This is a genomic window from Saccharothrix syringae, from assembly GCF_009498035.1.
GTDB lineage: Bacteria > Actinomycetota > Actinomycetes > Mycobacteriales > Pseudonocardiaceae > Actinosynnema > Actinosynnema syringae.
The window spans coordinates 5,974,973-5,989,986 of sequence record NZ_CP034550.1; the positions used below are offsets into that span (position 1 = coordinate 5,974,973).

Consider the following 15,014-nt stretch of genomic DNA (forward strand, 5'->3'; position numbering starts at 1 on the left):
CCGCCCCACCCGGGGCGGTCCAGCGGGCGACGGTCACGCCGGCGGGTAGTACCCGGTCTCGGCGAAGAACCGGATGTAGGTGTCCACCAGCTCCTCACCGATCGGCGGGCACGCGATCCCGGTCCCGGCCAGCGCCTCCTCCGTCGTCGACACGTCCACCAGCGGGTAGAACGCGGCGCTGTCGGAGGTCATCAGGTCGAACGCGTCCAGCAGCGGGATCAGGGCGTTGTCCCGGTCGGCCAGCACCGAGGCCCGCCACTCCTCGAAGTCCCGCTCCGGCAGCGCGTACCCGTGGGCGCGCAACCGCGCCACGATGGTCTGCCAGCTCACCCGCCCGGGGTTGTAGAGGTGGTGGGTCTCCCCCGAGTTCGCCGACAGCGCCACCACCGCGGCCGCGACGTAGTCGACCGGGACCATCGGCACCGTGCCGCTCAGCCCGCGCGGCACCGAACCGGCCTGGACCAAACCCTTGGTGCTCAGCCACACGAAGTCACGGGTCTGGCAGGCGCCGTTGCGCTGGTCGCCGGAGACCAGGTCGACCCGGTAGACCGAGACCGGCAACCCGCGCGAACGGGCCAGCCCCACGACCCCCTCGGCGACCCACTTGCTGCGCAGGTAACCGCTGGGCAGCTCGGGCGCCGGGCCGGTCGGGTCGTCCACCCTCAACGGCACGCCGGGTTCGCGCATCCCCGCGAACACCCCCGTGGTGGACAGGTGGTGGACCGGCACGGTGCGGTGCCGCGCGGCCAGCCGCAGCACCTCCTGGGTGCCGTGCACGTTGGCCGCCTTCAAATCCTGGTACGGGCGCAGCCAGTTGACCACCGCGCCGCCGTGGTAGACGACGTCCACGGTGCGGGCCAGGTGGTCGAAGACCTCCTCGGTGAGCCCCAGCCGGGGCTTGGACAGGTCGCCGGGCACCACGCGCAGCCGCGAGAAATCGACCTCGTCCCGGAGCCGGTACCAGCGGAGGTTGGCCTCCAGCTTGCGGCGCCCCTCCTCCTCGTCCGCGGCGCGCACCAGGCAGTGCACGGTCGCGTCCGAAGCCTTCAGCAGCTCCCGCAGCAGGAACGCGCCGAGGAAGCCGGTGCCGCCGGTCAGCAGCACGTGCTCGGGCGCGGACACCGTGCGCACGACCTCGTCGGCCGGCCGGATGTCGTCGGGCAGCACCACCTCGGCCTCGTAGTCCACCTCGGTCGCCCCGGCCGCGCCGGCCAGGAACGCGGCCAGCGCGCCCGGCGTCGGGTGGTCGAACACCACGGTGGCGGGCAGGGTCAGGCCGGTGGCGGCGGCCACCCGGTTGCGCAGCTCCACCGACAGCAGCGAGTCGAAGCCCAGGTCGGGGAACGGCCGGTCCTCCACCGGCGCGGTCAGCCCGAGCACGGCGGCGACCTCGGCGTGCACCAGGTCGGTGACCACGCGCCGCCGCTCGTCCTCGGTCAGCTCGGCCAGGTCGGGTGCCGGCGCGCCGTTGCGGGCCGCGGGCCGCACCACCGGCAGCAGGGTGCGCAGCAGCGGCGGCGCCTGGTCGGGCCGGGCGCGCAGGGCGTCGCGGTCCACCGGGGCGGCCACCACGGCCGTGGTGCCCAGGGCCGCGTCGAGCATGGCCAGGCCGTGCCCGGTGGCCACGGGCCGCAGGCCGGCCTTGGCGATGCGGCTCCGGTCGGCGTCGGTGAGGTTGGCGGTGATGCCGCTGGTCTGCTCCCACAGGCCCCAGGCGATGGAGGTGGCGGGCAGGCCGATGGACCGGCGGTGCGCGGCCAGGCCGTCGAGGTAGGCGTTCGCGGCGGCGTAGTTGCCCTGGCCCGCACCGCCGATCACGCCCGCGATCGAGGAGAACAGCACGAACGCGGTCAGGTCGTGGCCCCGGGTCAGCTCGTGCAGGTGGCGGGCGGCGTCGGCCTTGGGCGCCAGCACGCCGGCCAGCCGCTCCGGGGTCAGGTCGCCGACCAGGCCGTCGTCGATGACGCCCGCGGTGTGCACCACGCCGGTCAGCGGGTGCCGCGCCAGCAGCGCGGCCACCTGGTCCCGGTCGGCCACGTCGCACGCCTCCACGACCACCCGCGCGCCGTGCGCGGACAGCTCGGCCACCAGCTCGGCCGCGCCCGGCGAGTCGGGCCCCCGGCGGCTGGTCAGCACCAGGCTCCGCACGCCGTGCGCGGTGACCAGGTGCCGGGCCACCAGCGCGCCCAGCGCACCCGTGCCGCCGGTGACCAGCACGGTGCCCGAGCGGTCCCACCGCTGCCGGGTCAGCGAGGCGGGCCGCAGCACCGGCACGTGCGCGACCCCGCCGCGCACCACGACCTGCGCCGCGCCCGACGCCACCACGGCCGCCACCAGCTCGTCGGTCGCCTCGTCCGCGTCCACCAGCGTGATCCGGCCCGGCTGCTCGGACTGCGCGGACCTGGCCAGGCCCCACAGGGCGGCGCCGTCCACGTCGGTCACGTCGGGGCCGACCGCGCCGGAGGTGACCGCGACCAGCGGTTCGCCGCGCTGGAGGTCGGCCAGCGCGGCGGCGAGCCGGGTGTGCAGGTCCGCGCCGGGCGACCAGCGCACCACCCGGGGTGGCGTCCCAGCCCCCGCGGGCAGCTCCACCGGCTCCCACACCACCTCCAGCAGCGCGTCGGCGGGCCGCAGCAGCCCGTCGGCCACCTCGTCGGGTGCCACGGGCGCCAGCTCGACGGACCCGACCGTGGCCACCGGGGCGCCGCTCGGGTCGGCCAGCAGCAGCCCGTCCCCGGTCACCCGGGCGCGCAAAGAGGCCGCGCCGACCGCGTGCAGCTCCACGTCGCGCCACCGCACGGCCGCACCGTCGCCCAGCAGGCGCACGGCCCGGTCGAGCAGGGTCGGGTGCAGCCCGAACCCGCCGGGTTCCACGCCCTCGACCTCGGTCCACGGCCCGTCGGCGAACGCGGGCGCCGGACCGGCCGGGGCGAGCCGCCCGGTGGCGTGCGCGCGCCAGGCGCCGTCCAGTCGCGAGTGGACGGTCACCCGGTCGCCGCTCACCCGCACCTGCAGCTGCACGCCGCGGTCGGGCACCACCACCGGCGCGGTCACCTCCAGCTCCGCCAGCCGGGGCAGCCCCACCTCGTCGCCGGCCCGGATCGCCAGCTCCACCAGCGCCGCCGGCGGCAGCACGACCGCGCCGTGCACCCGGTGGTGCGCCAGCCACGGCTGGGTGCGCGGGGAGAGCCGGGCGGTGAACAGCACCTCGCCGCTGTCGGCCACCGGGACGGCCGCGCCGAGCAGCGGGTGGTGGGCGTCGGCCAGGCCCAGCTCGCCCGCGTCCACCGCCTCGGTGTGCTCGACCCAGAACCGCTGCCGCTGGAACGGGTAGGTGGGCAGGGGCACCTTGCGGGCGTTGCTGCCGGCGAAGAACGCGCGCCAGTCCACCGCGACGCCGTGGCCGTGCAGGGCGGCGAGGCCCGCGACCAGGCCGCCGCCGGCCCGCTGGAGGGCGACCGCGGCCACCCCGTCGACGGTGTCGCGCACCATCGGGGTCAGCACCGCGTCCGGGCCGACCTCGACGAACGTGGTCACGCCCTCCTTGGCCAGGGCACGCGCGCAGTCGGCGAACCGCACGGCCTCGCGCACGTGCCGCACCCAGTAGTCCGGCGAGCGCAGCAGCTCACCGCCCGCCGGGGCACCGGTCACGTTGGACACCACCGGGATGACCGGTTCGGCGTAGGTCACCCTCGCGGCGACCTCGCGGAACGGCGCCAGCGCCGGCTCCATGCGCGGGGAGTGGAACGCGTGGCTGACGGTGAGCCGCTTGGTCCGGCACCCGCGCGCCCGCAGCTCCTCCTCCACCGCGCGCACGCCGTCCTCGTCGCCGGACACCACGACCGCGGCGGGCCCGTTGACCGCGGCGATGCCCACGCCGGGCACCAGCAGCGGCTCGACCTCGGCGGGCGGCGCGGCCACCGCCACCATCGCACCGCCGGCGGGCAGCTCGTCGATCAGCCGGGCGCGGGCGGCGACCAGGGCGCACGCGTCCTCCAGCGAGAACACCCCGGCCACGTGCGCGGCGGTCAGCTCGCCCAGCGAGTGCCCGGCCACGCAGTCCGGCCGCACGCCCCAGGACTCCAGCAGCCGGAACAGCGCCACCTCGAAGGCGAACAGCGCGGGCTGGGTGTAGCGGGTGCGGTGCAGCTCGTCGGAGCCGCCGAACACGACCTCCTTGAGCGGCCGGGGCAGGTGCGGGTCCATCAGCGCGCACACCGCGTCGAACGCCTCGGCGAAGACCGGGTACCGCTCGTGCAGGTCGCGGCCCATGCCCGCGCGCTGCGCGCCCTGGCCGGTGAACAGGAACGCGGTGCGGCCCGGCGGCGGCACGGGCGCACCGCCCGCGAACGCCTCCAGCGCGGTCAGCAGCCCCTCGCGGTCGGCCGCCACCACCGCGCCCCGGTGCTCCAGCGCGGCCCGCGTGGTGGCCAGCGAGAACGCCACGTCCGCGGGCTCCAGCGCGGGGTCGGCCGCCACGTGGTCGCGCAGCCGCGCGGCCTGGGCGCGCAGCGCCTCGGGGCTGCGCGCGGACAGCAGGAACGGCCACTCCCCCGCCGACCGCGGCACCTCGACCGCCTCGGGCTCGGGCACGTGCTCCAGCACGACGTGCGCGTTGGTGCCGCTGACGCCGAACGACGACACCGCCGCCCGCCGCGCCCGGTCGGCCGCGGGCCAGGGGCGGGCCTCGGTCAGCAGCTCGACCGCGCCCGCCGACCAGTCGACCACCGGGGTGGGCTCGGTGACGTGCAGGGTCCGCGGCGCGACGCCGTGCCGCATGGCCTCCACCATCTTGATCACCCCGCCGACGCCGGCGGCGGCGACGCTGTGCCCGATGTTGGACTTCAGCGACCCCAGCAGCAGCGGTTCGGACCGGCCCTGCCCGTAGGTGGCCAGCAGCGCCTGCGCCTCGATCGGGTCGCCCAGCCGGGTGCCGGTGCCGTGCGCCTCCACCACGTCCACGTCCGCCGGGGTGAGCCGGGCGTCGGCCAGCGCGGCCCGGATGACCCGCTCCTGCGCGGGCCCGTTGGGCGCGGTCAGGCCGTTGGACGCGCCGTCCTGGTTGATGGCGGTGCCGCGCACGACCGCCAGCACCGGGTGGCCGTTGCGGCGGGCGTCGGACAGCCGCTCCAGCAGCAGCAGGCCCACGCCCTCCGACCAGCCGGTGCCGTCGGCGGTGCCGGAGAAGGACTTGCACCGGCCGTCGGGCGCCAGGCCGCGCTGGCGGGAGAAGTCCACGTAGCCGGTCGGCGAGCCGTAGACCGTGCTGCCGCCGGCCAGCGCCAGGCTCGACTCGCCCTCGCGCAGCGACCGCACCGCCAGGTGCAGCGCCACCAGCGACGACGAGCAGGCCGTGTCGACGGTGACCGCCGGGCCCTCCAGCCCGAAGGTGTAGGACACCCGGCCGGAGGCGACGCTGGAGAGCTTGCCGGTCATCAGGAAGCCCTCCAGCTCCTCCGGCCCGGCCAGGCCCAGGTAGCTCTGCTCGCCCACGCCGGCGAACACGCCGGTCCGGGTGCCGCGCAGGCCGGCGGGGTCGATGCCGGCGCGCTCGAACAGCTCCCACGCGGTCTCCAGCAGCACCCGCTGCTGCGGGTCCATGCCCAGCGCCTCGCGCGGCGAGATGCCGAAGAACGCCGCGTCGAACTCGGTGGCGTGCTCGATGAACCCGCCCTCGCGGGTGTAGGTGCGGCCGGGCGTGCCGGGTTCGGGGTCGTAGAGGCGTTCCACGTCCCAGCCTCGGTCGGTCGGCCACTCGGTGATGCCGTCGCCGCCGGACTCGACCAGCCGCCACAGGTCCTCCGGCGAGGACACGCCGCCGGGGTAGCGGCAGGCCATGGCCACGATGGCCACGGGCTCGGGTTCGGCTGCCTCCAGCTCGGCGATGCGCTCCCTGGCCTGCTGCAGGTCGGCGGTCACCCACTTCAGGTACTCGACCAGCCGTTCCTCGTTGGACACCGGGGTTTCCTCTCCTGCTCGGTGGGGTCGACCGGTCAGCGCGCGACGCGGCCGAGCTGGTTGTCGATGAAGTCGAACAGCTCGCTGGTGGTGGCGGAGGCGAAGTCGGGGCGCGCCCGGTCGCCGGCCGGGGAGTCGGCCGCGGAGTTCCAGCGCGACAGGATCGTGCGCAGCCGCACGGTGATCTCGTCGCGGTGGTCGTCGTCGTGGCCGATGCCGGCCAGCACCGCCTCCAGCCGGTCCAGCTCGGCCAGCGCGGGCGGCACGGGCCGCTCGGCGGGCGCGACGCGCGCCAGCAGCACCTCGGTGAGCGCGGCGGGCGTGGGGTGGTCGAACACCAGCGTGGCCTCCAGCCGCACGCCGGTGGCCGCGGCCAGCCGGTTGCGCAGGTCGACCGAGGTCAGCGAGTCGAAGCCCAGGTCGCCGAACGGCCGCTCCAGGTCCACCCGGCGCGGGTCGCCGTGGCCCAGCACCGCGGCCACCTGCTCGCGCACCACCTCGGCGGCCACCCGGTGCCGGTCGCCCTCGGCCACGCCCGCCAGCCGCTCGGCCAGCGTCGCCGCCGGCGCCGGGCGCACCAGGTCGCGCAGCAGCGGGCTCGCGGGCAGCGCCGACACCGGCGCCGCGACCACGGCGGGCAGCCCCGCCCGGACCGCCGCCCCCAGCGCGTCGTCGTCGGCCTCGGCGGGCAGCACCACGAACGCGCCCGGCTGCCCGGCCTCGCGGCGCAGCCGGGCCAGGGCCTCCAGGAACGCCGCGCCGGCCGCGTAGTGGGCCTGACCGGTCACCCCCAGCCCGTCCACGGTGGACGCGAACGCCAGGGTCCGCTCCGGTTCGGCCTCGTGCAGCTTCCACGCCGCGTCCACGACCTCGCGCAGCACCTCGTCCAGCGCCTCGTCGGTGAGCGCGCCGAGCACGGCGGCCGCGGGCGGTTCGACCCGGTGCACCACCAGGTCGGCCGGCTCGACCCGACGGGGCTCCGCGCGCACCAGCCGGGGCGCGAACGCCCCGCCGTCGCGCAGCAGCACCTGCGGCTCGCCCGAGGCCACCACCGGGGCCAGCCGGGCCGGCTCGCCGCCGACCAGCACGATCCGGTCGGGCGCCTCGGCCTGGGCGGCGCGCACCAGGCCCCAGACCGCGGCGATGCCGGGGTCGGCCGGGTCGGGCGTGAGCACCACCAGCCGCCCGGTGCCCGCGGCGCGGCGGCGCAGCTCGGCCAGCACCCGCCGGGTGGCGGTGTGCGCGGTGGTCACCGGGTCCGGCCCGGCCTCGACCCGCAGCACCTCCGGCTCGGGCCCGTCGGCGGCGGGCAGCTCCACCGGTTGCCACCGCACCTCGTAGAGCGCGGTGCCCAGGGCGCGGAAGGACACCTCGTCCACCCGGGCCACCTCGGCGCCCGCCTCGTCGCGGAACGCCTCGCCGTCGAAGCGCACGGCCGTGCCCGGCGCGGTGGCGCGCAGCCCGCGCCAGAGCACCGGGTCGAGGTCGTCGCGGGCGACCAGGTCCAGGTCGACCCGCGCGTCCACCGCCGGTCCCGCGGCCAGGGTGCCGCGGGCGTGCTCGACCCAGCCGTCGCGCCAGGAGTGCACGGTGACCGGGCGCCGCCCGTCCTCGGGCGCGCCGACCTTGACCTGCACGCGCACCTCGGCGTCCTCGGGCAGCGAGTCGACGTCGAGGTCCAGCACCGGGTGGCCGACCTCGCGGCCGGCGTGCCAGGCCAGCCCGGCCAGGCCGGCCGCGGTGAGCCGCCGGTCGGTGCGGCCGGTGAACAGCACCTCCCCGGTGCCCGCCACGGGCACCGCCGGGTCGAGCACCGGGTGCCCGGCGCCGGCGCGGGCGCGGGTGGTCAGCCAGTACCGCTCGCGCTGGAACGGGTAGGTGGGCAGCACCGCCCGCCGGCCGGGGAAGGCCGACCAGTCCACGGCCACGCCCCTGGCGTGCAGGGTCGCGAACAGCTCCACCGCGGTGGCCGCCTCGGGGCGGTCGCGGCGCAGCGCGGGCAGCGCGGCCGAGCCCTCCGGCAGCACCGCGCCGAGCAGGCCGGACAGCACCGCGTCCGGGCCGACCTCGACGAAGGTGGTCACGCCCGCCTCGACCAGCCGCCGGGCGGCGTCGGCGAAGCGGACGGTCTCGCGCACGTGCCGCACCCAGTACTCCGGGTCGGTCCAGTCGCCGTCGGCGGAGACCGAGGACACCACGGGCGTGGTGGGCTCGTGGAACTCCAGCCCGCGCACGACCTCGCGGAACTCCTCCAGCATGGGCTCCATCAGCGGCGAGTGGAACGCGTGGCTGACGGCCAGCCGCTTGGCCCGCAGGCCCTCGGCGGCGCGCAGCACGGCGTCCTCGACACCGGAGAGCACGATCGACCGGGGCCCGTTGACCGCCGCGACGGCCACGCCCCCGGGCAGGACCACCTCGTCCTCGGCGGCCTGGACGGCGACCATCGCGCCACCGCGGGGCAGCGCCTGCATCAGCCGGCCGCGCGCCTCCACGAGCTTCGCGGCGTCGGCCAGGGACAGCACGCCGGCGGCGTGCGCGGCGGCGATCTCGCCGATGGAGTGGCCCGCCAGGAAGTCCGGGCGCACGCCCCAGGACTCCAGCAGCCGGACCAGCGCGACCTCCACCGCGAACAGCGCGGGCTGGGCCGTGCCGGTCTCGTCCAGGCCCTCGCCGGAGGCGACGGCCTCGCGCACGTGCGCCGGGAGCAGCGCGCACACCTCGTCGAGGGCCTCGGCGAACACCGGGAAGCGTTCGGCCAGCTCCAGGCCCATCCGCACCCGCTGCGAGCCCTGGCCGGTGAACACGAACGCCACCCGGCCGTCGGTGGCCTTCGGCAGCACCCGCGCCGCGCGCAGGTCGGCCGGGTCGGTGGCGGCCACCACGGCGCGGTGCTCCAGCAGGGCGCGGCCGGTGCCCAGGGTGTGGGCCAGGTCCGCGAGCGGCACGTCCGCGCCGGCCAGCCGCTCCACCTGCTCGGCCAGGGCGGCGGGCGTGCGCGCCGAGACCACCACCGGCACCGGGCCCTGCACCGCGGCGGGCTCCGCCGCGGCCTCGGGGGCCTGCTCCAGCACGACGTGGGCGTTGGTGCCGCTGATGCCGAACGAGGACACCGCCGCCCGGCGCGGCCGGTCGGCCGGCCACTCGCGCGCCTCGGTCAGCAGCTCGATGGCGCCCGACCACTCCACGTGCGGGCTGGGCCGGTCCACGTGCAGGGTGCGGGGCATCACCCCGTGCCGCATGGCCTGCACCACCTTGATGATCCCGCCGACGCCGGCCGCGGCCTGGGTGTGGCCGATGTTGGACTTCAGCGAGCCCAGCGCCAGGGGCCGGGGGCGCTCGACGCCGTAGACCGCGTGCAGCGCCTCGGCCTCGATCGGGTCGCCCAGGGTGGTGCCGGTGCCGTGCGCCTCCACCACGTCCACGTCCGCGGGCCCCAGGCCGGCGGCGTCGAGCGCGGCGCGGATGACCCGCTGCTGCGCCGGGCCGCTGGGCGCGGTCAGGCCGTTGGACGCCCCGTCCTGGTTGACCGCGGTGCCGCGCACCACGGCCAGCACCGGGTGCCCGTGGCGCACCGCGTCCGACAGCCGCTCCACCAGCAGCAGGCCCACGCCCTCGGCCCAGCCGGTGCCGTCGGCGGCCGCGGCGAACGGCTTGCAGCGGCCGTCCGGGGACAGCCCGCGCTGGCGGGAGAACTCCACGAACGGCGTGGGCGTGGACATGATCGTCGCGCCGCCGGCCAGCGCCAGGTCGCACTCGCCGTTGCGCAGCGCCTGCGCGGCCAGGTGCAGGGCCACCAGCGACGACGAGCAGGCGGTGTCGACGGTGATCGCGGGGCCCTCCAGGCCCAGCGCGTAGGCCAGCCGCCCGGACGCGACGCTGCCGGCCGTGCCGCCCGCCAGGTAGCCCTCCAGCTCCGGCGGCAGGGCGCCGCCGCTGCCGTAGTCGTGGTACATCAGGCCGGCGAACACGCCGGTGCGGCTGCCGCGCAGCCCGGACGGGTCGATGCCCGCGCGCTCGATGGCCTCCCACGCGGTCTCCAGCAGCAGCCGCTGCTGGGGGTCGGTGGCCAGCGCCTCGCGCGGCGACATGCCGAAGAACTCCGGGTCGAACAGGTCCGCGTCGTGCAGGAACCCGCCCTCGCGGGTGTAGCTCGTGCCGGCCCGCTCCGGGTCCGGGTCGTAGAGGGCGTCGAGGTCCCAGCCGCGGTTGGTCGGGAACCCGCTGACCGCGTCGCGGCCCTCGACGACCAGTTGCCACAGGTCCTCGGGGGTGCGCACGCCGCCCGGGTAGCGGCAGGCCATGCCCACGATCGCGATGGGCTCGTCCACCGGGGTCACGGCCTTGCGCTCGACCTTCTCGGGCGCGACCGAGCCCGCCAGGAACCGGGCGAGCGCGGCGGGCGTCGGGTGGTCGAACACCAGCGTGGTGGGCAGCTTCTGCCCGGTCGCGGCGGCCAGCCGGTTGCGCAGCTCCACCGCGGTCAGCGAGTCGAAGCCCAGCGCGGTGAACGCGCGGTCGGCCTCGACCCCGGCGGGGTCGGCGTGGCCGAGCACGGCCGCGACCTGGGTGCGCACCAGCTCGGTGAGCGCGCGCAGCCGGTCGCCCTCGGACAGCGCGGCGAACCGGTCGCCGGCCTGCCGGGCCCTGGCCTTGCGCGGGGCCAGCTCGCGCAGCGCCGGGTGCGGGTCCTCGCGCAGCGCGGCCCGGTCCAGGCCGGTGACGGCGAGCACCGGCTCGTCGCCGGCCAGGGCCGCGTCGAACGCCGCCAGCGCCTCCTGCGTGCCCAGCGGCTTGAGCCCCAGCCTGCCGATGCGCTTGCGGTCCACTTCGGACAGGCCGTCGGACATGGCGCTGCCGGTCTCCCACAGGCCCCACGCCAGCGAGGTCGCCTTGAGGCCCAGCGCGCGGCGGTGCTCGGCCAGCGCGTCGAGGAAGGTGTTGCCCGCCGCGTAGTTGGCCTGGCCCGCGGTGCCCAGCACGCCCGCGATCGAGGAGTAGAGCACGAACGCGTCCACGTCGCCGACCAACTCGTGCAGGTTCCACGCGGCGTCGACCTTGGGCCGCAGCACCGCGTCGACCTGCTCGGGCGTCAGCGACCCCAGGGTGCCGTCCCGGAGCACGCCCGCGGTGTGCACGACCGCGGTGACGGGGTGCTCGGCCAGCAGCGCGGCCAGGGCGTCGCGGTCGGCCACGTCGCAGGCGGCGGTGACCACCTCCACGTCGCCGGGGACCTCCGGGGCCCGCCCGCTGCGGCTGACCAGCACGAGCTTGCGCGCGCCGTGCCGGTCGACCAGGTGCCGCGCCAGGGCCGAGCCCAGGGCGCCGCCGGCGCCGGTGACCAGCACGGTGTCCCAGTTCGGGGCCTGGCCCTGCGGGCGCGGCGCGGGCACCAGGCGCTGCTCGACGACCTGTCCGCCGCGCACCACGGCGAACCGGTCGGGGTGCTCGGCCGCGGCGCTGCGCACCAGGCCGTGCACGGCGGCGTGGGCCAGGTCGTCGCCGACCTCGATGCCCAGCCGGCCGCCGTCGCGGGCCAGCCAGTCCCGCAGGACGCCCAGCACGTGGTGCACGGCGCGGTGGGTGCGCTCGGGCACGGTGCCCTCGCCCGCCTCCACCGCCACCACGGCGTCCACGGCGGCGTCGGCGGTGCGCCAGGCGGGGGTGAACAGCAGCCGGTCGCCGGTTCCCGACGCGCTCGCGGGCCGCAGCACCAGTTCGTCCACCGACACCACGGGCGTGCCGGCGCTGTCGGCCAGCAGCAGCGCCACCGACTCCGGGCCGGTGGGGGTGATCCGGACGCGCAGCGCGGTGCCGGCGGTGCCGTGGAAGCGGACGCCGTGCCAGGAGAAGGGCAGCGCGGCGGGCCGGTCGTGGTCGACCACGCCGGGCAGCAGCGGGTGCAGCGCGGCGTCGAACAGCGCCGGGTGCACCGCGAAACCGGTCACCTCCGGCTCCTCCGAGAGCGCGACCTCGGCGAACAGCTCCTCGCCGCGGCGCCACACCCGACGCAGGCCGCGGAACCGGGGCCCGTAGCCGTAGCCGTGGCGCTCCACGCCGTCGTAGGAGAAGTCGACCTCCTCGGCACCCTCCGGCGGCCACGCCAGCAGGTCCTCGGTGGGTCCGGGGTCGGCGGCGGGCGCGCCGGTGGCGTGCCGGGTCCACTCCTCGTCGTCGCGCCGCGAGTAGATCTCCACCGCGTCCTCGGCGCGCACCACCCGCACGGTGACCGCGCCGTCCTCGGGCACCACCAGCGGCGCGGTGATGGTCAGCTCGGCCAGGGCGCGGCCCGCCACCTCGGCCAGCGCCGTGCCGGGCACCACGACCGCGCCGTTCACGCGGTGGTCGGCCAGCCACGGGTGCGCGGACAGCGAGAGGGTGCCGGTGAGCACGGTCGAGCCGTCGGGCAGGTCCACCGCGGCGCCCAGCAGCGGGTGCCCGGCCGCGCGCAGGCCGGCCGCCGAGACGTCGCCGCCGGGTGCCGGGCGCAGCCAGTAGCGCTTGCGCTGGAAGGCGTAGGTGGGCACGGGCACCTTGCGGGCGCCGGGGAACACCGCGGCCCAGTCCGGGTCAACGCCGCAAGTGTGCAGCGCGGCCAGCGCGGCGGCCGCGGCCACCGGCTCCGGGCGGTCGGCGCGCAGCAGCGGCACCGGGGTGACGTCGTCGAACGCCGCCGCGGTGAGCCCGGACAGCACGGCGTCGGGGCCGAGTTCGACCACGGTGCGCACGCCCCGCTCGACCAGGGCGGTCATCGCGTCGTGGAAGCGCACGGTCGCGCGGACCTGCTCGACCCAGTACTCCGGGTCGGTCCAGTCGGCGTCGGGCGACACCGTGGACGCCACCGGGACCTGCGGCGCGTGGAACGCCAGCGTGCGCGCGACGGCCCGGAACTCGTCGAGCATGGGCTCCATCAGCGGCGAGTGGAACGCGTGGCTCACGGCCAGCCGCTTGCCCCGCAGGCCCTCGGCCGCCCGGAGCACGGCCTCCTCGACACCGGAGAGCACGATCGACCGCGGCCCGTTGACCGCCGCGACCGCCACGCCCTCGGGCAGGTCCAGCTCGTCCTCGGCGGCGCGCACGGCCACCATCGCGCCGCCCTCGGGCAGTGCCTGCATCAGCCGGCCGCGCGCCTGCACCAGCTTCGCGGCGTCGGCCAGGGACAGCACGCCGGCGACGTGCGCGGCGGCCAGTTCGCCGATGGAGTGGCCGACCAGGAAGTCCGGGCGCACGCCCCAGGACTCCAGCAGCCGGAACAGCGCCACCTCCACCGCGAACAGCGCCGGCTGCGCCAGGCCCGTGCCGTCCAGGCCCTCGCCGGAGGAGATCGCCTCGCGCACCGGGACGTCGAAGTGCGCCAGCACCTCGTCGAGGGCCTTCGCGAACACCGGCTGCGCGCGGGCCAGCTCCAGGCCCATGCCGACGCGCTGCGAGCCCTGGCCGGTGAAGGCGAACGCGACCTTGCCCGGCCTGGCGGGCACGGCGGGCGGGAGGTCGGCCGGGTCGACCGACCCGGAGCGGTAGGGCATGGGCGTGCGGGTGGCCAGGGTGTAGGCCACGTCCGGGGTGAGTTCGACGCCCTCCAGCGAGCGGGCCAGCTCGGCCACGGCCTCCGGGGACTTCCCCGACAGCACGACCGGCACCGGGCCGGTCGCGGTGCCGGCGGGGACCTCCTCGGGCTCGGCCTCCTCCACCACGACGTGGGCGTTGGTGCCGCCGAAGCCGAACGAGGACACCGCGGCCCGCCGCGGCCGGTCGGCGCGCGGCCACTCGCGGGCCTCGGTCAGCAGCTCCACCGCGCCGGAGGTCCAGTCGACGTGGCGGGAGGGCCGCTCGGCGTGCAGGGTGCGCGGCGCGACGCCGTGCCGCATGGCCTGCACCACCTTGATGATGCCGCCGACGCCGGCCGCGGCCTGCGAGTGGCCGATGTTGGACTTCAGCGAGCCCAGCCACACCGGCCGGTCGCGGTCCTGGCCGTAGGTGGCCAGCACGGCGCGGGCCTCGATCGGGTCGCCCAGGGTGGTGCCGGTGCCGTGCGCCTCGACCAGGTCGACGTCGGAGGTGGACAGCCGCGCGGAGGCCAGGGCCTGGCGGATCACCCGCTCCTGGGCCGGGCCGTTGGGCGCGGTCAGGCCGTTGGAGGCGCCGTCGGAGTTGACCGCGGTGCCGCGCACCAGGGCCAGCACGGGGTGGCCGTTGCGGCGGGCGTCGGACAGCCGCTCCAGCAGCAGCACGCCCACGCCCTCGGCCCAGCCGGTGCCGTCGGCGTCGTCGGAGAAGGACTTGCAGCGGCCGTCGGCGGCCAGCCCGCGCAGCCGGGAGAACTCGACGAACGCCGTGGGCGTGGACATCACCGTCGCGCCGCCGGTCACGGCCAGCTCGCACTCGCCGCGGCGCAGCGCGTTCGCGGCCAGGTGCAGGGCGACCAGCGACGAGGAGCACGCGGTGTCCACGGTCAGCGTCGGGCCCTCGAACCCGAAGGCGTAGGCCAGCCGGCCGGACGCGATGCTGCCCGCGCTGCCGCTGAACAGGTAGCCCTCCACGCCCTCGGCGGGCAGGTTGGGTCGCGAGCCGTAGTCGTTGTACATCACGCCGACGAACACGCCGGTCCGGCTGCCGCGCAGCGTCTCGGGGTCGACGCCGGCGCGTTCCACGGCCTCCCAGGTGGTCTCCAGCAGCAGCCGCTGCTGGGGGTCGACGGCCAGCGCCTCGCGCGGCGACAGGCCGAAGAACTCGGCGTCGAACAGGTCGGCGTCGTGCAGGAACCCGCCGTGCCCGGTGGTGGACTTGCCCACCTTGTCCGGGTCGGGGTCGTGCAGGTCGGCGGGCCAGCCGCGGTTGGCGGGGAAGCCGGTGACCGCGTCGCGGCCCTCGGCCACCAGCCGCCACAGGTCCTCGGGGGTGCGCACGCCGCCGGGGTAGCGGCAGGCCATGCCCACGATCGCGATCGGTTCCTGCTCCTTGTCCTCGACCTCCTTGAGCCTGCGGCGTGCGTCCCGCGCGTCGGCGATGGCCCGCTTGAGGTAGTCGCGGAGCTTGTCTTCGTCAGCCACGTCCGTCTC

Annotated in this window: 1 protein-coding gene and 1 pseudogene; both read right to left on the reverse strand. The window is 77.1% G+C overall.

Going from position 1 to position 15,014, the window contains the following annotated elements; genetic code table 11:
• Positions 1–33: 33 nt before the first annotated feature.
• Positions 34–5,952: pseudogene (locus EKG83_RS25620) on the reverse strand (thioester reductase domain-containing protein); the annotation flags it as partial.
• A 41-nt stretch (positions 5,953–5,993) separates the two neighbouring features.
• Positions 5,994–15,005, reverse strand: coding sequence for a type I polyketide synthase (locus tag EKG83_RS25625; protein WP_051766816.1), 9,012 nt, complete (start codon positions 15,003–15,005; stop codon positions 5,994–5,996).
• Positions 15,006–15,014: the final 9 nt, after the last annotated feature.